This is a genomic window from Streptomyces sp. BI87, assembly GCF_025957665.1.
GTDB classification, from domain to species: Bacteria; Actinomycetota; Actinomycetes; order Streptomycetales; family Streptomycetaceae; genus Streptomyces; species Streptomyces albidoflavus.
Genome location: NZ_CP110079.1, coordinates 6,299,001 through 6,318,891 on the forward strand (window position 1 = coordinate 6,299,001; position 19,891 = coordinate 6,318,891).

Annotated in this window: 19 protein-coding genes; 8 read left to right on the plus strand and 11 right to left on the minus strand. The window is 73.5% G+C overall.

Features of this window, described 5'->3' with window-relative positions; genetic code table 11:
* The gene (locus tag OIM89_RS28230) at nucleotides 1–1,956 is read left to right on the plus strand and encodes a fumarate reductase/succinate dehydrogenase flavoprotein subunit (RefSeq protein ID WP_030698859.1); all 1,956 of its coding nucleotides are present in this window, start codon (nucleotides 1–3) and stop codon (nucleotides 1,954–1,956) included.
* Nucleotides 1,953–2,702 carry a succinate dehydrogenase/fumarate reductase iron-sulfur subunit gene (locus OIM89_RS28235; RefSeq protein ID WP_047467649.1) on the plus strand — a complete coding sequence of 250 codons (750 nt, stop codon included), beginning with the start codon at nucleotides 1,953–1,955 and terminating at the stop codon, nucleotides 2,700–2,702. The genes OIM89_RS28230 and OIM89_RS28235 overlap by 4 nt, the downstream gene beginning before the upstream one ends.
* Nucleotides 2,703–2,852: 150 nt before the next feature.
* Here OIM89_RS28235 and OIM89_RS28240 read toward each other — a convergent pair whose 3' ends face one another.
* Nucleotides 2,853–3,920 (minus strand): MsnO8 family LLM class oxidoreductase, encoded by a 1,068-nt coding sequence (locus OIM89_RS28240; RefSeq protein ID WP_151170226.1) that lies wholly within the window; start codon nucleotides 3,918–3,920, stop codon nucleotides 2,853–2,855.
* A 66-nt stretch (nucleotides 3,921–3,986) separates the two neighbouring features.
* Between OIM89_RS28240 and OIM89_RS28245 the strand changes: the two genes are divergently transcribed.
* Nucleotides 3,987–4,472 (plus strand): haloacid dehalogenase-like hydrolase, encoded by a 486-nt coding sequence (locus OIM89_RS28245; protein ID WP_030698856.1) that lies wholly within the window; start codon nucleotides 3,987–3,989, stop codon nucleotides 4,470–4,472.
* 36 nt (nucleotides 4,473–4,508) lie between these two features.
* Here OIM89_RS28245 and OIM89_RS28250 read toward each other — a convergent pair whose 3' ends face one another.
* Entirely contained in the window at nucleotides 4,509–4,727 is a 219-nt protein-coding gene (locus tag OIM89_RS28250) for a dodecin (RefSeq protein ID WP_030698855.1), read from the minus strand.
* A gap of 225 nt (nucleotides 4,728–4,952) precedes the next feature.
* On the opposite strand from OIM89_RS28250, the gene OIM89_RS28255 reads away from it, so the two are divergent.
* A complete protein-coding gene (locus tag OIM89_RS28255) occupies nucleotides 4,953–6,191 on the plus strand; it encodes an extracellular solute-binding protein (protein ID WP_030698854.1) in 1,239 nt (412 codons plus the stop codon).
* Between the two features lie 54 nt (nucleotides 6,192–6,245).
* On the opposite strand, the gene egtD is transcribed toward OIM89_RS28255, so the two are convergent.
* The 4 genes from egtD to egtA are packed head-to-tail and all read right to left on the minus strand — an operon-like array spanning nucleotide 6,246 to nucleotide 10,732.
* Entirely contained in the window at nucleotides 6,246–7,208 is a 963-nt protein-coding gene (egtD, locus tag OIM89_RS28260) for an L-histidine N(alpha)-methyltransferase (protein ID WP_030698853.1), read from the minus strand.
* Nucleotides 7,205–7,960, minus strand: coding sequence for an ergothioneine biosynthesis protein EgtC (gene egtC, locus OIM89_RS28265; protein WP_257202467.1), 756 nt, complete (start codon nucleotides 7,958–7,960; stop codon nucleotides 7,205–7,207). The genes egtD and egtC overlap by 4 nt, the downstream gene beginning before the upstream one ends.
* Before the next feature lie 19 nt (nucleotides 7,961–7,979).
* Nucleotides 7,980–9,347, minus strand: a complete 1,368-nt coding sequence (gene egtB, locus OIM89_RS28270) for an ergothioneine biosynthesis protein EgtB (RefSeq protein ID WP_264491717.1) — start codon at nucleotides 9,345–9,347, stop codon at nucleotides 7,980–7,982.
* Nucleotides 9,344–10,732, minus strand: coding sequence for an ergothioneine biosynthesis glutamate--cysteine ligase EgtA (gene egtA, locus OIM89_RS28275; protein WP_264491718.1), 1,389 nt, complete (start codon nucleotides 10,730–10,732; stop codon nucleotides 9,344–9,346). The genes egtB and egtA overlap by 4 nt, the downstream gene beginning before the upstream one ends.
* A gap of 247 nt (nucleotides 10,733–10,979) precedes the next feature.
* On the opposite strand from egtA, the gene OIM89_RS28280 reads away from it, so the two are divergent.
* Complete coding sequence (locus OIM89_RS28280; protein ID WP_175457583.1) at nucleotides 10,980–11,816, plus strand: TIGR02452 family protein; 837 nt, start codon at nucleotides 10,980–10,982, stop codon at nucleotides 11,814–11,816.
* A 25-nt stretch (nucleotides 11,817–11,841) separates the two neighbouring features.
* On the opposite strand, the gene OIM89_RS28285 is transcribed toward OIM89_RS28280, so the two are convergent.
* Both OIM89_RS28285 and trxA read right to left on the minus strand, forming a co-directional pair.
* Complete coding sequence (locus OIM89_RS28285; protein ID WP_047139809.1) at nucleotides 11,842–12,300, minus strand: type II toxin-antitoxin system PemK/MazF family toxin; 459 nt, start codon at nucleotides 12,298–12,300, stop codon at nucleotides 11,842–11,844.
* 160 nt (nucleotides 12,301–12,460) lie between these two features.
* Nucleotides 12,461–12,859: a thioredoxin gene (gene trxA, locus OIM89_RS28290; protein ID WP_003946714.1), complete on the minus strand. Its 399-nt coding sequence runs from the start codon at nucleotides 12,857–12,859 to the stop codon at nucleotides 12,461–12,463.
* 124 nt (nucleotides 12,860–12,983) lie between these two features.
* Here trxA and OIM89_RS28295 point away from each other — a divergent pair, with 124 nt between their 5' ends.
* The gene (locus tag OIM89_RS28295) at nucleotides 12,984–14,444 is read left to right on the plus strand and encodes a dihydrolipoyl dehydrogenase family protein (protein ID WP_030698847.1); all 1,461 of its coding nucleotides are present in this window, start codon (nucleotides 12,984–12,986) and stop codon (nucleotides 14,442–14,444) included.
* Between the two features lie 756 nt (nucleotides 14,445–15,200).
* On the opposite strand, the gene OIM89_RS28300 is transcribed toward OIM89_RS28295, so the two are convergent.
* Nucleotides 15,201–15,635, minus strand: coding sequence for an Rrf2 family transcriptional regulator (locus tag OIM89_RS28300; RefSeq protein ID WP_030698846.1), 435 nt, complete (start codon nucleotides 15,633–15,635; stop codon nucleotides 15,201–15,203).
* Between the two features lie 122 nt (nucleotides 15,636–15,757).
* Here OIM89_RS28300 and OIM89_RS28305 point away from each other — a divergent pair, with 122 nt between their 5' ends.
* Together OIM89_RS28305 and OIM89_RS28310 are read left to right on the plus strand one after the other, a co-directional pair.
* Nucleotides 15,758–16,513, plus strand: coding sequence for an SDR family NAD(P)-dependent oxidoreductase (locus OIM89_RS28305; protein WP_226964964.1), 756 nt, complete (start codon nucleotides 15,758–15,760; stop codon nucleotides 16,511–16,513).
* Between the two features lie 484 nt (nucleotides 16,514–16,997).
* Nucleotides 16,998–17,822 (plus strand): SAM-dependent methyltransferase, encoded by an 825-nt coding sequence (locus tag OIM89_RS28310; RefSeq protein ID WP_151170231.1) that lies wholly within the window; start codon nucleotides 16,998–17,000, stop codon nucleotides 17,820–17,822.
* Between the two features lie 61 nt (nucleotides 17,823–17,883).
* Here OIM89_RS28310 and OIM89_RS28315 read toward each other — a convergent pair whose 3' ends face one another.
* Together OIM89_RS28315 and OIM89_RS28320 are read right to left on the minus strand one after the other, a co-directional pair.
* Nucleotides 17,884–18,477, minus strand: a complete 594-nt coding sequence (locus OIM89_RS28315) for a TMEM165/GDT1 family protein (RefSeq protein WP_151170232.1) — start codon at nucleotides 18,475–18,477, stop codon at nucleotides 17,884–17,886.
* Nucleotides 18,478–18,816: 339 nt separating this feature from the next.
* A complete protein-coding gene (locus OIM89_RS28320) occupies nucleotides 18,817–19,866 on the minus strand; it encodes an encapsulin (protein WP_226964963.1) in 1,050 nt (349 codons plus the stop codon).
* Nucleotides 19,867–19,891: the final 25 nt, after the last annotated feature.

Here is a 19,891-nt window from a genome sequence, read left to right on the forward strand (position 1 = left end):
ATGGCTGACACCGACTACACCCGCTACACCACCGGCGAGCCGGTCACCGACACCAAGGCGCCCGCCGGACCGGTCAACGAACGCTGGGACACCCGCCGCTTCGAGGCGAAGCTGGTCAACCCCGCCAACCGCCGCAAGCACACCGTGATCGTCGTCGGCACCGGCCTGGCCGGCGGCTCGGCCGGCGCGACCCTGGCCGAACAGGGCTACCACGTCGTTCAGTTCTGCTTCCAGGACTCGCCCCGCCGGGCCCACTCGGTCGCCGCCCAGGGCGGCATCAACGCCGCCAAGAACTACCGCAACGACGGCGACTCCGTGCACCGCCTCTTCTACGACACGGTCAAGGGCGGCGACTTCCGCGCCCGCGAGTCCAACGTCCACCGGCTCGCCCAGATCTCGGTCGAGATCATCGACCAGTGCGTGGCCCAGGGCGTCCCCTTCGCCCGCGAGTACGGCGGCCTGCTCGACAACCGCTCCTTCGGCGGCGTCCAGGTCTCCCGCACCTTCTACGCCCGCGGCCAGACCGGCCAGCAGCTGCTGCTCGGCGCGTACCAGGCGCTCTCCCGGCAGATCGGCGCGGGCACGATCGAGATGCACCACCGCACCGAGATGCTCGACCTGGTCGTGGTCGACGGCAAGGCCCGCGGCATCGTCGCCCGTGACCTGGTCACCGGCAAGATCGACACCTACTTCGCGGACGCCGTCGTCCTCGCCACCGGCGGCTACGGCAACGTCTTCTACCTGTCGACCAACGCGATGAACTCCAACGCGACGGCGATCTGGCGGGCGCACCGCAAGGGCGCGTACTTCGCCAACCCCTGCTTCACGCAGATCCACCCGACCTGCATCCCGCGCACCGGCGACCACCAGTCCAAGCTCACCCTGATGAGCGAGTCGCTGCGCAACGACGGCCGGATCTGGGTGCCCAAGGCCAAGGGCGACCAGCGGCCCCCGGACCAGATCCCCGAGGACGAGCGCGACTACTACCTGGAGCGCATCTACCCCTCCTTCGGCAACCTCGTCCCCCGCGACATCGCCTCCCGCGCCGCCAAGAACGTCTGCGACGAGGGCCGCGGCGTCGGCCCCGGCGGACAGGGCGTCTACCTCGACTTCGCCGAGGCCATCGAGCGGATGGGCCGCAAGGCGGTCGAGGCCAAGTACGGCAACCTCTTCGACATGTACCAGCGGATCACCGACGAGGACCCCTACCAGGTCCCGATGCGGATCTACCCCGCCGTGCACTACACGATGGGCGGCCTCTGGGTCGACTACGACCTCCAGACCACCATCCCCGGCCTCTTCGCCATCGGCGAGGCCAACTTCTCCGACCACGGGGCCAACCGCCTGGGCGCCTCCGCGCTCATGCAGGGCCTCGCCGACGGCTACTTCGTCCTGCCGTCCACCATCAACGACTACCTCGCTCGCAACCCGCACACCGAGGACGTCTCCGCCGACCACCCGGCCGTCCAGGAGACCGTCGCCGAGACCCAGGACCGCCTCAACCTGCTGCTCTCCGTCGACGGCGACCGCACCCCGGACTCCTTCCACCGCGAGATCGGCGAGCTGATGTGGGAGTACTGCGGCATGGCCCGCAGCGAGGACGGGCTGCGCACCGCCCTCGCCCGCATCCCCGAGATCCGCGAGGAGTTCTGGCGCCGCATCAAGGTTCCCGGCACCGGCGAGGAGTTCAACCAGTCGCTGGAGCGCGCCAACCGCGTCGTCGACTACCTGGAGCTGGCCGAGCTGATGTGTCTCGACGCGCTGCACCGCGCCGAGTCCTGCGGCGGCCACTTCCGCGTCGAGTCGCAGACCCCGGACGGCGAGGCCGCCCGGCGGGACGAGGAGTTCTCCTACGCCGCCGCCTGGGAGTTCGGCGGCACCGGAGAGGCACCCGTCCTGCACAAGGAAGACCTGGTCTTCGAGTACGTCCACCCCACCCAGCGGAGCTACGCATGAAGCTCACCCTGCGCGTCTGGCGGCAGAAGAACGCCGACGAGCCCGGAGCCATGTCCACCTACCAGGTGGACGACATCAGCCAGGACATGTCCTTCCTGGAGATGCTCGACACCCTCAACGAAGAGCTCACCCTCAAGGGCGAGGACCCGGTCGCCTTCGACCACGACTGCCGCGAGGGCATCTGCGGCGCGTGCAGCCTCGTCATCAACGGCGACGCGCACGGCCCGGAGCGGACCACCACCTGCCAGCTCCACATGCGCTCGTTCTCCGACGGCGACACCATCGACATCGAGCCGTGGCGGGCTTCGGCCTTCCCGGTCATCAAGGACCTCGTCGTCGACCGGTCCGCCTTCGACCGCGTCATCCAGTCCGGCGGCTACATCTCGGCGCCCACCGGCACCGCCCCCGAGGCGCACGCCACCCCGGTGCCCAAGCCCGACGCGGACTACGCCTTCGAGAACGCCGAGTGCATCGGCTGCGGCGCCTGCGTCGCGGCCTGCCCCAACGGCTCGGCGATGCTCTTCACCGCCGCCAAGGTCAGCCACCTCAACGTCCTCCCGCAGGGCGCCCCCGAGCGCGAGTCCCGCGTGCTGGACATGGTGGCCACCATGGACGCCGAGGGCTTCGGCGGCTGCACCCTCGCCGGGGAGTGCGCCACCGCCTGCCCGAAGGGCATCCCGCTCTTCTCCATCACCCGCATGAACAAGGAGTGGCTGCGCGCCACCCGCAAGGGCGGCAAGCGCTGACCCACCCTCCAGGCAGACGGGACCGGCCGTGGTGCTCAACCCTCCGGTCCCGTCCCGTGTCCCGCGCCCCTTCCGGCGGGCCACCCCGAGAGCCCCGTCACCTTCCCGGCCGGTCGGTGACGGGGCTCCCGTGCGTCCGCGTGCCGCGCCTCAACTCCCGTCCGCCGGGACGATCCCGGCCAGCCGCGCCAGCCGCCGGTACGAGTCCAGCAGGCCCGCCCGGTCGTACGTACTGGTCGTCACCAGCACCTCCTGGGCCCCCGTCGCCTCGATCAGCCGGCCCAGCCGCTCCACGACCTGCTCCTCGGTGCCGTACACCCCGCCGTCCAGCCCCTGCTCCAGCAGGCCCCGCTGCCGCTCGGGCAGCTCCATCGCCTCGATCCGGGCGGCCGCCTCCAGCGGCGGGAAGGTGCCGTGGGTGCGGGCGTGCGACATCGCCCACGCCTCGGGGAGCAGCAGGCGGCGCGCGGAGTCCTCGTCCCGGGCGAGGGCGACCTCGCCGGAGACCACCACGTAGGGTTCGGCCGCCCAGGGGCCGGGCCGGAACTCCTCGCGGTAGGTGCGCGCCGCCTCGGCGAGCCTCTCCCGGCGCGGGCCGCCGATCACCAGCGGCAACCCGGCCGCGGCGGCCGTCCGCGCGCCCGCCCCGGTGGCCAGCACGAAGGCGGGGACGCGCACCGCGTCGGCCGGGCGGGCCCGCACGCCGGAGGGGGCGGCTCCGTCGAAGTAGCCGAGGAGTTCGGCCAGGCGCTCGGCGAAGGCGTCCGCCTCCTCCTTGCCGCGCCCCAGCGCCTTGCGGACCCCGTCGGTGAAGCCGACCGAACGCCCCAGCCCCATGTCGATCCGGCCCGGGTACAGGGCCTCCAGCACGCCGAACTGCTCCGCCACCACCAGCGGCTGATGGTTGGGCAGCATCACCCCGCCGGTCCCCACCCGGATGCGGGAGGTCGCCGAGGCCACCGCCGCCGCCAGCACCGTGGGCGCGGAGCCCGCGACCCCTGGCACCCCGTGGTGCTCGGAGACCCAGAACCGGTAGAACCCCAGCCGCTCGGCCTCCCGGGCCAGTTCCACCGTGTCCCGCAGCGCCTCACCCACCGGGCGGCCCTCCCGCACCCGCGACCGGTCCAGGACCGAGAAGCGGACCCCGGGGAAGGGGCCCGTACCGAGGGCGGGCGCGGTGGCGGGGGAGGGGGATGCGGGGCCCACGGGGCCGGTCACGGTACTCACCTCCGCTGCAACGCCGCGCGCCGGGCGCGCGATTCCCCCGGGCGCTACGGTGGCCCGGTGACCGAGCCGCGCCCCCTCGCCGTCTTCGACCTCGACGGCACCCTCGCCGACACCGCCCACCGCCAGCACTTCCTGGAGCGTTCCCCCCGCGACTGGCGGGGGTTCTTCGCCGCCGCGCCCGCCGACACGCCGCTGGCCGAGGGCGTCGCGCTGGCCCGCGAGGCCGCCGCCGACTGCGACCTGCTGTACCTGACCGGGCGTCCGGAGCGGTGCCGGGCCGACACGGAGGAGTGGCTGCGGGCGCACGGGCTCCCCGAGGGGCCGGTGCGGATGCGCCGCGACCACGACCGGCGCCCGGCCGTACGCACCAAGCTGGAGGCGCTGCGCGGGCTACGGGCGACCCGCACCGTGCGGATGCTCGTCGACGACGACCCGCTGGTCCTCGGGGAGGCCGAGCGGGCCGGGTTCCGGGTCGTGGCGGCGGACTGGGGGCGTACCTCCGCTCAGTTGCGCGCGGGGCAGGAGCGTGAGGGCCGGACCTGATCCGGTCCGGCCCCGCAGCGACGGGCCGGCCGGGCGTCAGTCGTCGGAGCCCTCCAGGCGGAAGCCCACCTTCAGCCCCACCTGGTAGTGGGCGACCTGCCCGTCGGCGATGGCGCCCCGTACCTGGGTGACCTCGAACCAGTCGAGGCCGCGCAGGGTCTGGGAGGCGCGTTCGATGCCGTTGCGGATCGCCTGGTCGACGCCCTCGGGCGAGGTGCCGACGATCTCGGTGACGCGGTAGACATGATCGGACATGGCGGACGTCCTCCTAGCGGTACGCGTGGGCTCCCCGAGGCGTGTGTCGTCACCTAACCGTAATGGGCGGATTCGCCCTCAGCCTCTTGACCACCGATTTGGTCTATACCAGGGTGGTGCGTACACCCGTACGAGCGCGCGCGCTGCCCCCCACGTCGGGCCCGTCTCCCTCCTGTCCTCAGGCAGAAAGCGACCCTCGTGAAGACCCGCTGTACGACCCTTGTCGTGTTCCTCGCCTCCGCCTCCCTCCTGACGGGCTGCGGACTGCTCCCCGGTGGCGACGACCGCGAGGAGATCACTCTCTGGCTGATGAAGGGCAGTGCGACGGCGGGCTTCGTCGAGCGGTTCACGAAGGAGTTCGAGAAGGAGCACCCCTCGCTGAGCCTCAAGGTCGAGATCCAGGAGTGGGGCGGCATCACCGAGAAGGTCGACGAGGCGCTCAAGTCCGACGACCACGAGACCGCACCCGACGTCATCGAGGTCGGCAACACCCAGGTCGCCCAGTACGTCGACGGCGGCGGCCTGGTCGACCTGACGCTGGAGTCGATGCGCGACCTCGGCATGGACGACTGGCTGCCCGGCCTCGCCGAGCCCGGCCGGTTCGGCGGCTCCCAGTACGGCATCCCCTGGTACGCCGCCAACCGCGTCGTCATCTACAACAAGGACGTCTTCGCCGAAGCCGGTGTCAGCAAGCCCCCGAAGACCCGGGAGCAGTGGATCGCCGACACCACCAGGATCAACGAATCCGGCAGCCAGGGCATCTACCTCGCCGGCCAGGACTGGTACACTCTCTCCGGCTTCATCTGGGACGAGGGCGGCGACCTCGCCAAGGAGTCCGGCAACATCTGGGAAGGCACCCTGGACACCCCCGCCGCCCTGCGCGGCATGGACTTCTACCGGCAGCTCCAGGAACTGGGCAACGGCCCGAAGGACGCCGACGAGGAGAACCCGCCGCAGGCCGAGGTCTTCGCCAAGGGCGACGTCGGCCAGATCATCACGGTCCCCGGAACCGCCCAGACCATCGTCGAGGAGAACCCCGCCCTCAAGGGCAAGCTCGGCTTCTTCCCCGTCCCCGGCAAGACCGCCGCCAAGCCCGGTGCCGTCTTCACCGGAGGCTCCGACCTCGTGGTCCGTGAGAAGACCGACAACCGAGCCGGCGCGGTCGAGCTGATCAAGGCGCTGGCCGGCGAGAAGTGGCAGATCGACCTCGCCAAGACGATGAACTACGTGCCCAACAAGACCACCCTCGCCGAGGCCGTCAGCGGCGACGAGGGGTCAGCCGCGATGGCCGAGGGCGCCGCGCACGGCCGGGCCACCCCCAACTCCCCGCGCTGGGCCGCCGTCGAGGGCGACAACCCGATCAAGGCGTACATGACCCAGGTGCTCACCGGCACCGACCCCGAGGCCGCCGCCAAGGCCGCCTCGAAGCGCATCACCAAGACGCTGGACCTGCGCACCCGCTGACCGCGCGGCTGTACGCCCGGGGAAGGAAAGCCGTCCCCCGGGCGTACCGGCGTCTCAGGCCAGCGACAGCGAGAGGGCGAACCGCCCCGCCCGGTCCGTCCACCAGCCGGCCGCCGTGAGCCCGGCCGCCGCCAGCTCCGCGCGGACGCCCTCCTCGCGGAACTTCGCGGACACCTCCGTACGCACCTCCTCGCCCTCGGCGAACTCCACCGCCAGATCCAGCGCCGGGATCTTCACCGTCGCCGCCGACCGCGCTCGCAGCCGCATCTCGATCCACTCCCGCTCCGCGTCCCAGCGGGCCACGTGGTCGAAGCGGTCCAGGTCGAAGTCGGCGCCCAGCTCCCGGTTGACGACGCGCAGCACGTTCTTGTCGAACTCGGCCGTCACCCCCCGCGCGTCGTCGTAGGCGGCGACCAGGGTCTCCTCGTCCTTGACCAGGTCGGTGCCGAGCAGCAGACCGTCGCCCGGCGCCATCGACGCCCGCACCGAGGCGAGGAACGCCGCCCGCTCCCCGGGCAGCAGATTGCCCAGCGTCCCGCCGAGGAACGCCACGAGGCGTGGCCCCGGCAGCCCCTCGGGCAGCTCCAGCCGGCCGGTGAAGTCGGCGATCAGCGCGTGCACCCGCAGGCCCTGCCGCTCCCGGGCCAGGGCCTGCCCGGCCCCGCGCAGCGCGCTCTCGCTCACGTCCACCGGGACGTACGCCTCCAGTCCGGTGAGCGCGTCCAGCAGCAGCCGGGTCTTCTCGGAGGAGCCCGAGCCCAGCTCCACCAGCGTCCGGGCCGGGAGCGCCGCCGCGATCTCGCCGGCCCGGTCCGCCAGGATCTCCCGTTCGGCGCGGGTCGGGTAGTACTCGGGGAGCCGGGTGATCTCCTCGAACAGCTCGCTGCCCCGCGCGTCGTAGAACCACTTGGGCGGCAGCGTCTTCGGCACCGAGGTGAGCCCGGCGCGGACGTCCTCGCGCAGGGCGGCGCCGGTGGCGTCCTCGGGCAGGGTGCGGGTGATGCGGAACGGGCTCACGCGGAGGGCTCCTTGAGAGGGAGGAGGGTGACTTCCCGGGCGTCGGCGAGCAGCAGCGTGCGGTCCGGCACGGCCCGCCATCCCGGCTCGTCGTCGTAGGGCTCGGAGGCGACCACGCGGCCGCCGGCCGGTCCGGGACGGTGGAAGAGGGTGTCGCCCCAGGTGGTGGCGGCGATCGAGCGGCCGTCGGTCAGCAGCAGGTTGAGCCGGGAGCCGGGCGCGGCCGCCGCCACCGCCCGGACCGCCCCGCCGAGGGCGTCGCCCGGCCCCTCGCCGCGCCGCAGCCGGTCCCGGACCAGCGCCCACACCAGGGCGGCGTCGCACCGGGACTCCAGCTCCAGCAGGGCCAGCGGCTCCAGCGAGGCGGCGGGCTTGGCCAGCGACTCCGGCCACCCGGCCACCGCCCCGTTGTGGCTGAACAGCCAGGGCCCGTCGGCGTACGGCGCGACCGCCGCCTCCGGGTCCGCGCCCGCCGCCGTCGCGTCACGGACCGCCGCCAGCAGCGCCGTACTGCGCACCACCCGCGTCAGATCGCCGAACGAGGGGTCCGCCCAGATCGGGCCCGCCCGGCGGTAGCGCGCCGGGACCGGGTCGCCCGGCGCGTACCAGCCCAGGCCGAACCCGTCGGCGTTGACCGTGCCGTACCGCTGGTGGCGCGGCGCCCAGGACTGGCGGAACAGGCTGTGCTCCGGCGCCGAGAGCAACTCGCCCAGCGGCAGGGCCGGGCCCACGTACGCCAGGTGGCGGCACATCAGGACCGCCCCCGCCCGCTCACGCGGTGCCCTCGCCGGTGGCGGCGTCCCGCGCGGTGCGGAACCCGGCGAAGATCTGCCGGCGCACCGGCAGGTCCCAGTTGCGGAACGTGCCCCGGCAGGCGACCGCGTCGACCCCGAACGACCCGCCGCGCAGCACCTTGTGACCGTCGCCGAAGAAGACCTCCGAGTACTCCCGGTAGGGGAACGGCGCGAACCCCGGGTACGGCAGGAAGTCGCTCGCCGTCCACTCCCACACGTCGCCGATGAGCTGGCCGACGCCCAGCGGCGAACGGCCCGCCGGATAGGCCCCGGCGGGGGCGGGACGCAGATGGCGCTGGCCCAGGTTGGCGTGGGCGGGCCCCGGGTCGGCGTCGCCCCACGGGTAGCGGCGCGCCCGTCCGGTGGCGGGGTCGAACCGGGCCGCCTTCTCCCACTCGGCCTCCGTCGGCAGCCGCCGCCCGGCCCAGCGGGCGTAGGCGTCCGCCTCGTACCAGCTGACGTGGACCACCGGCTCGTCGGCGGGCACCGGCTCCACCACACCGAACCGGCGGCGCAGCCAGGTCGTCCCTTCCCGCCGCCAGAACAGCGGCGCCTTGAGCCCGTGTTCGCGGACCATCCGCCACCCCGCCGGATGCCACCACCGCTCCTCGTCGTACCCGCCGTCGTCGATGAACCGCAGGTACGCCCCGCAGGTCACCGGGGCGGTGTCCAGCCAGAAGGCGGGCACGTCGCGGCGGTGTGCGGGCCGCTCGTTGTCCAGCGCCCACGGCTCGGCCGAGGTGCCCATGGTGAACGGGCCGCCCGGCACCAGCGCCTCCGGGCCCGGCAGCGCAGCGTCCGGCGCGGGGCGGGGCGGCGCCGGGGCGTCCAGCACCGCAGGGCCCCGCCGCAGCTGATGGGTGATGAGCATCGTCTCGTCGTGCTGCTGCTCGTGCTGGGCGACCATCCCGAAGGCGAAGCCGGAGGCGGTCAGCCGCTCACCCTCCACCGGCGCCGCCGCCAGCACGTCCAGCGCCCGGCCCCGCACCTCCGCCGCGTACCGCCGCGCCTCCTCGGGGGCGAGCAGCGGCAGCGAGGGACGCTCGGCGCGCGGATGCTCGAACGCGTCGTACAGCGAGTCGATCTCCGGCCGCAGCGCCTCGCGCCCGCCCACCGCGCGCACCAGCCACAGCTCCTCCTGGTTGCCGATGTGGGCGAGGTCCCAGACCAGCGGAGACATCAGCGGGGAGTGCTGCGCCGTCAGGTCCGGGCCCTCCACGCAGTCGGTGAGCAGCGCGGTCCGCTCCCGCGCCGCGAGCAGCGCGGCCAGCGCCCGCTGCCGCAGCGCCTCCGGTCCGGCCGGGGGCTGCCCGGCGGCCTGCGGCGTGTCCGTGGACGAAGTCATGCCGGTGCGTCCTCTCCCCTGACCGTCCCGTGCGCGGCCGGGCCCTCGGCGGGCCCCCGGCCGGGGCGGATGTCCAGACAGGTGTCCAGGAAGTCGTCGGCGGGGCAGCGCCCCGCCCGCGTGTACCGCTCGGTGAACGCGGCGACCTGGGCGGTCAGTTCCTCGCCGGCACCCAGGCGGGGCAGCGCCTGGAGCGCGGTGGCGAAGCAGGCCGTGGCCGCCTCCCGCAGCTCCGGGTCGGCGAGGCCCGAGCGGGCCGCGTCCTCCCAGAGCGCGTTGTGCGGGGCCGGCCCGCCGGTGGCCCGCTCGGCCAGCGGCTTGACGATCCGGTACGCCGTCTCCGTCGCCTCGGCGTCGTCGAAGAGCGCGCAGGTCACCGCGAGGGGAACCCGCCAGCCGTCCTCGCCGGGCTGCGCGTCGATCATCCGCAGCTCCAGGTGGCCGCGCGGGCGCACCGGCGGGAAGAGCGTCGTCAGGTGGTAGTCGAGGTCCTCCTCGGTGACCGGCCGGGGCCCCTCGCCCCGCACCCAGTCACGGAAGGTCAGCCCCTCGGGCGCGTCCCACGGCCCGTCCTCGGTCCGTACGCACATCACCGGGGCGTCCAGCACCCGCTCGGTCCAGGCGGCGCGGGGCTCCGCGTCCAGCGGCGGTGCCGCGGAACGGCCGGGCTCGATCTCGGCCCACAGGGACTGCCGGGTCGACCGCCAGCCGGTCAGCCGGCCCTCGTGGACGGGGGAGTTGGCGAAGGCGGCGACCAGTACCGGCCCCAGCAGGTGGGCGAGATGCCACCGGCGGTGGTGGCCCTGCGGCCCCGGCTCCTCGTACCCGGCGTCCAGGCAGACCTGGACCGAGGCCGAGGAGCGCATCATGTGCCGGCCGGCGGGTCCCGCCCGGTCGAGGTAGCGCTCCATCGCGTCGTAGCGCGGTTCCCGCAGCAGCCGCTCGCCGGGGAGGGAGGGTTCGGTGCCCAGGCCCGTCACCCGCAGGCCCAGCGCGGCCAGCGCCCCGCGCAGCACCACCATGTCGGCGGAGACCTGCTCCACGCAGACCGCCAGCGAGGGCGCGGGGGCGGAGCTGAGTTCGAGCTGGCCACCGGGCTCCACGGTGAACAGCGAGGTCAGCGGCAGGTCCTTCAGGACCGTGTGGGCCGCGCGCAGCCGGTCGGCACAGACCTTGCGCAGCGGGTCGGCCGCGTCGTGCACGAGCCATTCCAGCTCCACCCCCACCGTGCGGGGCGGGCCGGTCTTGAAACAGATGCCTCGTACCAGGTCCGAGAAGGACTCCTCGCTCAGACCCGTCCCGGGAGGCGAGGTCCCGGGCCAGGCGGACGGGCCGCCGTCGGACGGGGGCGGGGAGGCGGACGAGGGGATCGACGACTGGGACATGGACGCACTCCTTGGGGGAGGACCGCCGTGGTGCACGGCGCTCCGCAGGCGGGCGCGCCGTGGTGTCACCCGTCCAGCCAAGACGCTCGGCGCGCATCGCACAACCGCGCCTCCCGGCCGGGGCGGTGATCCGGAAAAGGGGTTGTGCCCCGGAAATCCCGGCCGACACCATGGCACTCCCTGCGGCCGCGCCAGGGCCCGGCACCGGCGTGCCCGCGAGCGGCCGGGCACCAGTGACAGGAGCGGCGTGAGCGCACGACTGCGGGCCACGGCCCGCGAGACCCAGGAGATGGTCGCCCGGGGCGGGTACCACGCCCCGTCCGGAATCTGGCGCGATCTCTCCGGTCAGCTGGCCGCCGCCCGCGAAGGAACCCGGCTGTACGGGCCCGGACCGGTCCCGGTCCCCGACACCCCGCCCGCCACCACCTCGGTCGCCGTCACCGGGGAGTCCACCACCGCGGCCGTCCTGCGCCTGGCGGCCGAGGAGGGCGGCCCGGTCGGCGCCCTCAACTTCGCCTCCGCCCGCAACCCCGGCGGCGGCTACCTCAACGGCGCCCAGGCCCAGGAGGAGGCGGTCTGCCGCGCCACCGCCCTCTACGACTGCCTGCTGCGCGCCCCCGCCTACTACGCCCACCACCGCGAGCACCGGGACGCCCTCTACTCCGACCGGGTCATCTTCGCGCCCGGCGTGCCGGTCTTCCGGGACGACAGGGGCGCCCTGCTGGAGACCCCGCGCACCGCGTCCTTCCTCACCAGCCCCGCCCCCAACGCGGGCGTCCTGCGCCGCACCGACCCCGCCCGCGCGCAGGCCGAGCTGGGGCCGGCGATCGCCCGCCGGGCCGAGCGCGTCGTGGAGGTGGCCGCGGCCAACGGGGTACGCGGGCTGGTGCTCGGCGCCTGGGGCTGCGGCGTCTTCCAGAACGACCCGGCCGAGGTGGCCGACGCCTTCCGGCGGCTGCTCACCGCACCCGGCGCCCGGTTCGGGGCCACCTTCGACACGGTGGTCTTCGCGGTCCTGGACCGGTCGCGGGCCGGCACCACCCGGGCCGCGTTCGAGGAGACCTTCGCCCCGGAGGGACCCTGACCGGGCCCCTCCGGGGCTCCGGGGACTACTTCCAGCCGTACCGCTCGCGCAGCCGCAGCACCACCAGGTTGAAGCGGCCCCGGTCCAGCGCGCAGGCCTCGCGCCGCATGCCGGCCTCGTGGACCCGCAGCACCCGGTCGACCGCCACCCACGACGGTCGCTCCTCGCGGTCCCAGGGGCCGGTGCCGATCGCCACGAAGTCGTTGTCGCCGCGCCGGTCCTTGCTGGTCAGCTGGACGGCCAGCAGCGTGCCCGCCCGCTCCCGCGCCACCACCAGCACCGGGCGGTCCTTGCCCCGGCCGTCGTTCTCCTCGTACGGGACCCAGGTCCAGACGATCTCCCCGGGATCGGGGTCGCCGTCCTTCTCGGGCGCGTACTCGGTCCGTACCGCGCCGACGCGGCGCGGGTCGGCCTCGACCGTCGCCGTGGCGCCTTCGCGGCCGGGGGAGGGGGAAAGGGGCAGGTCACCGGTGTCGATAGTCACCCGCGCCACGGTAGGCCCCGCCGCGCGCAACCCGTCCACCGGGTACGGGTGTTCACCGGGCCGCCACGCCGGGGCAGCCGGAGACGGCGAAGGCGGGGCCGTACCGGCATGCGGTACGGCCCCGCCTTCGAGGGCCTGGCGGACAGCAGGGGCGGCTGCGTCAGCCCTGTGCGTCGGGCTGGTCGCCCTTGGCCTCGGCGGCCTGTGCCTCGGCCACCGACTTGTGGACCTCCTGCATGTCCAGGGCGCGGGCCTGGCCGATGACGTCCTCCAGGGCCTCCGCGGGGAGCGCGCCGGGCTGGGCGAAGACCGCCACCCGGTCGCGGACGATCATCAGGGTCGGGATCGACTGGATGCCGAAGGCGGCGGCCAGCTCCTGCTGCGCCTCCGTGTCGACCTTGCCGAAGACCAGGTCAGGGTGGGTTTCCGAAGCCGCCTCGTAGACCGGTGCGAACGAACGGCACGGACCGCACCAGGACGCCCAGAAGTCGATGAGGACGAATTCGTTGTCCATCACCGTCTGGTCGAAGTTCTCCTTGGTGAGTTCCACAGTGCTCATGAGGTCGTACCTTCCTGCTGACTGCTGAACCGCCTCGCACAACGGCGCGAGCGGCGGGTGTATTCCGTATCCGGGTGCCGCTACCCGTGTGGCCACGGCGCACACCCCCCGTCACACTGGCGCCATGACGCACGCACGAACGGACGACACGCCCACCCCCGAGCAGGCCCCCGACCACACCTACGACGTGGTCGTCGTCGGCGCCGGACCGGTGGGCGAGAACGTCGCCGACCGCGCCCGCGCCGCCGGTCTGAGCGCCGCGATCGTCGAGAGCGAGCTGGTCGGCGGCGAATGCTCGTACTGGGCGTGCATGCCCAGCAAGGCCCTGCTCCGCCCGGTCCTCGCCCAGGCGGACGCCCGCGGACTGCCCGGACTGGAGCGGATGACCGCGGGTCCGCTCGACACCCGTGCCGTTCTCGACCGCCGGGACGGCTTCGCCTCGGACTGGAAGGACGACGGCCAGGTGGAGTGGGTCGACTCCACCGGCACCGACCTGTACCGCGGACACGGCCGCCTCGCCGGAGAGCGCCGGGTCACCGTGACCGGCGCCGACGGCCAGGTCACCACCCTCGCCGCCCGGCACGCCGTCGCCCTGTGCACCGGCACCCGGGCCGCCCTCCCCGACCTGCCCGGCATGGCCGGCGCCCGCCCCTGGACCAGCCGCGAGGCCACCAGCGCCGAGGAGGTGCCCGGGCGGCTCGCCGTCGTCGGCGGCGGGGTGGTCGGCGCCGAGATGGCCACCGCCTGGCAGGGCCTGGGCGCGCGCGTCACCCTGCTGGTGCGGGGCGGGGGGCTGCTCTCCGGGATGGAGCCGTTCGCCGGCGAACTGGTCGCCGAGAGCCTGCGCGCCGCCGGGGCCGACGTCCGTACCGGCGTCTCCGTCACGGCCTTGGCCCGCGACGCCTCCGGCGTCACCCTCACCCTCGACGACGGCTCCACCCTCCAGGCGGACGAAGTCCTCTTCGCCACCGGCCGCGCCCCCCGCACCGGCGACCTCGGCCTCGACACGGTGGGCCTCACCCCCGGCGACTGGCTCACCGTCGACGACACCCTGAGGGTCACCGGCAGCGACTGGCTCTACGCGGTCGGCGACTGCAACCACCGCGCCCTCCTCACCCACCAGGGCAAGTACCAGGCCCGCGTCGCCGGCGCGGCCATCGCCGCCCGCGCCCAGGGCCGTCCCCTGGACACCGGCCCCTGGGGCGCCCACAGCGCCACCGCCGACCACGCCGCCGTCCCGCAGGTCGTCTTCACCGACCCCGAGGCGGCCTCGGTCGGCCTGACCCTCGCCCAGGCCGAAGCGGCGGGCCACCGCGTCCGCGCCGTCGACCAGGACCTCGCCGCCGTCGCCGGCGCCGCCCTCTTCCGCGACGACTACCGCGGCCGCGCCCGCATGGTCGTCGACCTCGACCGCGACATCCTCCTCGGCGTCACCTTCGTCGGCCCCGGCACCGCCGAACTCCTCCAGTCGGCCACGATCGCGGTCGCCGGCGAGGTCCCGCTCGACCGCCTGTGGCACGCGGTTCCGGCGTATCCGACGATCAGCGAGGTGTGGCTGCGGCTGCTGGAGAATTACAGGGGGTAGGCCATGTTGATCACGCCCAGGAGATGACTGTGCGGCACAGGGTTCCGGACGACTGGGCGGCGGATCCCTGGCCCGAGGTGCCCCTTGGGCTGCGGCGTGGTCGTCCTGAGACAAGTCCACCCGGAAGGGCCGGCGCCCAGCCGTCGTCGGCACTGGACCGGCCTGCACCGCCGGCGGCTGTGGCGCTCTGTATGTCACTGGGCGCCGCGAGGGCGACCGGGTGATCTGGGACGCCGGGGGGAACACCAGTGGCCACGACGCGAAGAGCCCGACGTCCCCGAGGAACTCACCACTCCCGACGGGGGCCGACGTCGAGTTCCGCCACGTCCAGGCACCGGGAGAGCGCGCACGTTCCTCCGTGGACGAATCGCTCATCGTCGGCGATCGGCCCATCGGGGAGCAGGTGCCGCAGCTTGCGGTCCGCATGCCGGCGGACGATCCGCGGAAGACCGCTGGACTTCGAGGCCGCTGAGGGCCGGGTGCAAGAACGTGTGAGCTGAGAGTGGTCGTGTCTGTGACGGGTCCGCCCTCCGTTGAGCCAGCTTCGCCTTGACTGTTTCCCGGGAACGGGTCTCACAGGTGCGTTTGTCGAGTCTCAAAGGTGCGTTTGTCGAGCCGCTTGCAGCAGGCCGGGGCGGCGGCCAGTGCCGCCGCTCCAGGCGGTGCCAACGGCTCCGCCCGGAACCGGACCCCAGCTCCAGGGGCAGGAGTTGCCCGGCTGTGTCGTTGTGCGGATGTCAGGGCGTGGCGGAGAGGTTAGCGAGGTGTCGCGAGTACGTCCTGGAGTACCTTCGCGAGCGTGACGCGGGCCAGCTCGTGTCTCACGGTCTCCTCGATGCCCTCGTAGACGCTCTGCATGGTCGGCTGGATGCCGTGGCCCACCACGCAACCCTGGTCCGGGGTGGAGCGGTGCATGGCGAACAGCGGGCCGGGCTCCACTGCCTCGTACACGTCGAGCAGGGTCATCGACTCCAGCTCGCGTGCGAGCGTCCAGCCCGCACCCATGCCGCGCCGGGACTCCACGAGCCCGGCCCTGCGCAGTTCGCCGAGCAGCCGTCTGATCACCACGGGGTTGGTGTTCGCGCTGGTCGCGATCTGCTCGGAGGTGGCGACCTCATGGCCCTGGCGCTGGTAGAGGCCGATCCAGGCCAGCGCGTGGGCGGCGATGGTCAGCTTGCTGTTGGCGCTCATGGGCTCTTCCTCTCGACCGCAACGCTCACCTTACAGCAGTCGTAACAGGGAAGGTTGCAACTGGCTGTCGTAACACTTAACGTTGCGACAGCCGGAAGGGATCAACCAACGAGGTGAGAAGAATGAGCAAGCCACTCACGGGCAAGGTCGCCCTGGTCACCGGGGGATCGCGCGGACTGGGAGCCGCGACCGTACGACTGCTGGCCGAGCAGGGCGCCGGCGTCGCCTTCACCTACGTCAGCTCCGAGAAGCGGGCGCAGGCCGTCGTCGACGAGGTGCGTGGCAGGGGAGCCAAGGCCGTCGCCTTCAAGTCCGACCAGGCGGACACGAGCCGGGCGCCGGCGCTGATCGACGCCGTGGTCGCGGACTTCGGCGGCCTGGACATCCTCGTCAACAACGCGGCGATCTCGGTGGAGCAGGGCCGCACGGTGGACGACCCGGACGCCGACGCCGCCGCCCTGGACCGGATGCACGCCACCAACTACCTCGGCGTGATCGCCGTCATACGGGCCGCCTCCCGAGTTCTGCGCACGGGCGGCCGCATCATCACGGTGAGTTCCGGACTGGGCTCCAGGGTCGGCGTCCCGGGCGTTGCGGACTACGCGGCGACCAAGTCAGGCATCGAGAGGTACACCATGGGGGTCGCACGCGACCTCGGGCCCCGCGACATCACGGCCAACGTCGTGGAAGCCGGACTGATGGACAGCGACATGCAACCGCCGGACCCCGACACCCTCAAGACCCTGCTCAGCTCGCTGTCCCTGCAACGCATGGGGCACCCCGACGAAATCGCCGCGGCGATCGCCTTCCTGGCGAGCCCCGCCGCGTCATACGTCACGGGCGCGGTACTGGACGCCCACGGCGGCTACAACGCCTGAACCTCAACCCCTGCCGCGCGCCCCGAAGGACATCGCGCCCTCGGGGCGCGCACCGCCTACGACCGACATCGAGTACCTGGTCGAGGCGTGAACTCAGCTCGTCGGACGACTCCGGCGTTCTTGCGGAGCCGCGCTGCCAGAAGGCGACGGCGGTGTGCCGGCGCTCCCATGTTCTCCACGCAAGCGACACCGCCCGCACCACCTCAGGACCGCGCTTCCTCCGGCCGCTCGACGCCGCTTCGGAAAGCTGAGGGACGCCGCAGACCTCGCCAGGCCGTCAGGCCCCCCTCCGCCCTGGCTGACCAGTTCATCAACTTGAACCCGCTCGGCGGCTGCTGGAGGCGTACAGGGGGGCGAGGCCCACCTCGTTCCGTCATGTCCCCTGCCAGGCAGGTAAGTTGATCGTTCTCTCGAGTTTTTCGCAGAGCCAGGTGGACTAGGTTCGTACCAGACCGAGGAACCGTCCGCGCCCAGGAGGCCCCCCTTGCCAGAGAACGACGTCCCGCTCGTCGCCGCCGACGACATCCGCGCGCGGATCGACACGAGCACGCCGCACTCCGCCCGGTTCTGGAACTACTTCGTGGGCGGGAAGGACAACTACGAGATCGACCGGCAGACCGGGGACCAGATCAAGGAGATCTTCCCCGGGCTGGTCGACGTGGCGCGCACCAGCCGCCAGTTCCTGGGCCGCGCTGTGCGGTACCTCGCCGTCGAGCAGGGCATACGTCAGTTCCTGGACGTCGGCACCGGGCTGCCCACCGCCGACAACACCCATCAGGTCGCCCAGCGGTACGCCCCCGACTCCCGGATCGTCTACGTCGACAGCGACCCGCTGGTGCTCGCCCACGCCCGCGCGCTGCTCACCAGTACGCCGGAGGGGAGTACGGCCTATCTCGACGCCGACCTGTACCAGCCGGAGGAGATCCTGAAGGCCGCCGAGTCCACGCTGGACCTGAGCCGGCCGGTCGCGCTGATGATCCTCAACACCCTGGGCCATGTGGAGGACCCCGCCGAGGCGCGGGAACTGGTCGGCCGTCTCCTGGCGGGCCTGCCCTCCGGCAGCCACCTGGTCGTCAGCGATTCGACCGCCACCAGCGAGGGCATGGTCGCCGCCTCCGCCGCCTACAACCGCAGCGGGGCCGTGCCGTACCACGTGCGCAGCGTGGCGGAGATCGCCGGCTTCTTCGACGGGCTCGAACTGGCGGACCCGGGGGTCGTCCAGGTGACCCGCTGGCGCGCCGAGGAGAACGACCCGGAGGCGGAGGCCGCCGACGTCGACGCCTACGGCGGCGTGGCCCGCAAGGCCTGAGACGCCGCGTCCCCCGCCGCCGCCCGGTGGGCGGCGGCGGGGGACGCGGCGGTGCCCGGGGTCAGCCGGTGAAGGCGCTGACCGCCTCCACCAGGGACCAGATCGCCAGGCCCGCCATGCAGAGCCCGCCGATCCGCTGGACGGTCTTGAGCGGGACGCGCTGGGCGATGAACCGGCCCGCCAGCAGCGCCAGCGCCGAGACCGACATGAGGGCCGCCGCGGCGCCGATCGCGGTCGGGAGGGTGCCGTTGGTGGCCGCCAGGTTGGCGGTGGTGATCTGCGTCAGGTCGCCCCACTCGCTGATGAAGACGGCCATGAACGCCGTGGTGTACACGGGCCAGAAGCCGGTGACGGTTTTCGCGGCGCCCTCCTCGTCCTCCTCGTCGCCCCCGCCGCGCAGCAGCATGAAGGCGCCGAAGGCGAAGAGCAGGGCGGAGACCAGGCGCACGATCCAGTCGGGCAGCAGCCCGATGAGGCTGCCCGCGCCGACCGCGATGGCCACATGGACCAGGAAGGCGGTGGAGGTGCCGAACCAGACGTAGAGCGGGCGCATCCGGGTGCCCATGGCGAGCGAGGCGAACATCGTCTTGTCCGGCAGCTCGGCGAGGAAGATCAGCCCGAAGGCGGTGACGAGCGCCAGGGGGTCGAGACTCATTCCGGGGGCTTTCTGTACGGGGCCGGGCCCCGGATCGTCCCCGTGAAGTCCCGCAGGACCAGCGACGGGAGGACCGCTCGGCCCGGCACGACGGACCGCACCCGCTCTGCTGCGGGCACGGCTTCATGCCTTGGCCGAAGGTCTCGTCCACCGCCCGCCTCTCACGGCGCGAGCGGCCCGGCGGCCGGGCTGTCCGCGGTGGCGGACGGCCAGTATGTCGACCGGCGGTGTTGCGGGACTACTCCCCTTCGCTGCGCCCCACGGTACCCCACCCGCGCGGGCGCCGAAAGCGACGGAAACCGCCCGGCGGGGTGCCGGGCGGCTTCCGGGGGCCGTGGGTCAGGCCGGGATGCCCCGGCCGAACAGGGTGTCCATCTTCTCCCGGAACTCGTGCCGGCGCTGCTTGCGGTGGTCGTGGCGGGCCCGGCGGACGGCCTCCTCGGCGGCCCGCTCGGCGGAGGCGACCTCCTCCCGCACCTCCTCCACCGGAACGGCCACGACGGTGCCGCCCAGCCGCCCGGCGAGATCGTCGGCGGCGGCCGGGGAGTAGCCGGAGGCCTCCACCATCAGCAGGTTCTGGCCGTCGTCCACGTTCTTGCTGAGCACCGTCAGGGCGTCGTGGGTGTGCTCGGCCTCCTCCGTGTCGGCGGTCGCCCCGGCCACGGTGCCCAGTCCCCATCCGAAGAGCACCCCGATCGGGCCGCCGAGGATGCCGACCAGCGCGCCGATGGCGCCGCCGGTCAGGGCCGCCGTCCCCGCCCCCGGCTCGTAGTCCTCCGGCACCGAGAGGACGCCGTCCGTGCCGCGCTCGACGATGGCCGCCCGAGTGACCTCGGGCACGGCCTTGATCTCGGAGAAGGCGCGGTAGGCGGCGCTGGGGTCGGTGAAGGTGAAGAAGAGGACGTTGTCCGAGGGCGGGGTCATGGGAGGCTCCGATCCGGTGCGACTGCGGGACCCGTCCGGCGGACCCGGCCGCCGGGGGCGCGGCGAGCGCCAGGGCCATCCAAGCCGAACCGGACGAACGCCGCATCCGGGGCGCCGTCCGCCGGGTGGCGGGCGGGTCCGGTCAGGCCGGGCGCAGGGCGGCGCCCGCCTCGGGTGAGTCAGGGAGAAGTCCCCGCCGCGCAGCGGGACGACGGCGCCGCCCTCGATGCCGGGCGCCCAGATGATCTGCCCGTCGCCCGGCAACCGCGCCAGGTGGCTCAGGACCGGGTAGCCGCGGCCGGAGGTCTCCTTGACCGCCGTGTACGCGGTGGCGCTGAGCAGCAGGGCGTACGGTCCCGCCACCCCCGCCAGCCGCAGCTCGGGGTGGGAGCTGCCGTCGCGGATGCCGGCGACCGAGGCGTCTGGCCGGCCCTCGAAGACGGCCTGGTCCTCGGCCATGGCCATCGCCCGGACCGTCCTTGGCCGGGTC

Excerpts from the sequence above, each read along its gene's own strand:
- OIM89_RS28315 (WP_151170232.1), bottom strand. The coding sequence starts at position 18,477 with ATGAGTCTCGACCCCCTGGCGCTCGTCACCGCCTTCGGGCTGATCTTC.
- egtB (WP_264491717.1), bottom strand. The coding sequence starts at position 9,347 with ATGACTTCGTCCACGGACACGCCGCAGGCCGCCGGGCAGCCCCCGGCC.
- OIM89_RS28230 (WP_030698859.1), top strand. The coding sequence starts at position 1 with ATGGCTGACACCGACTACACCCGCTACACCACCGGCGAGCCGGTCACC.
- OIM89_RS28235 (WP_047467649.1), top strand. The coding sequence starts at position 1,953 with ATGAAGCTCACCCTGCGCGTCTGGCGGCAGAAGAACGCCGACGAGCCC.
- OIM89_RS28305 (WP_226964964.1), top strand. The coding sequence starts at position 15,758 with ATGAGCAAGCCACTCACGGGCAAGGTCGCCCTGGTCACCGGGGGATCG.
- OIM89_RS28295 (WP_030698847.1), top strand. The coding sequence starts at position 12,984 with ATGACGCACGCACGAACGGACGACACGCCCACCCCCGAGCAGGCCCCC.
- egtA (WP_264491718.1), bottom strand. The coding sequence starts at position 10,732 with ATGTCCCAGTCGTCGATCCCCTCGTCCGCCTCCCCGCCCCCGTCCGAC.
- OIM89_RS28250 (WP_030698855.1), bottom strand. The coding sequence starts at position 4,727 with ATGTCCGATCATGTCTACCGCGTCACCGAGATCGTCGGCACCTCGCCC.
- OIM89_RS28300 (WP_030698846.1), bottom strand. The coding sequence starts at position 15,635 with ATGAGCGCCAACAGCAAGCTGACCATCGCCGCCCACGCGCTGGCCTGG.
- OIM89_RS28320 (WP_226964963.1), bottom strand. The coding sequence starts at position 19,866 with ATGGCCATGGCCGAGGACCAGGCCGTCTTCGAGGGCCGGCCAGACGCC.
- trxA (WP_003946714.1), bottom strand. The coding sequence starts at position 12,859 with ATGAGCACTGTGGAACTCACCAAGGAGAACTTCGACCAGACGGTGATG.
- egtC (WP_257202467.1), bottom strand. The coding sequence starts at position 7,960 with ATGTGCCGCCACCTGGCGTACGTGGGCCCGGCCCTGCCGCTGGGCGAG.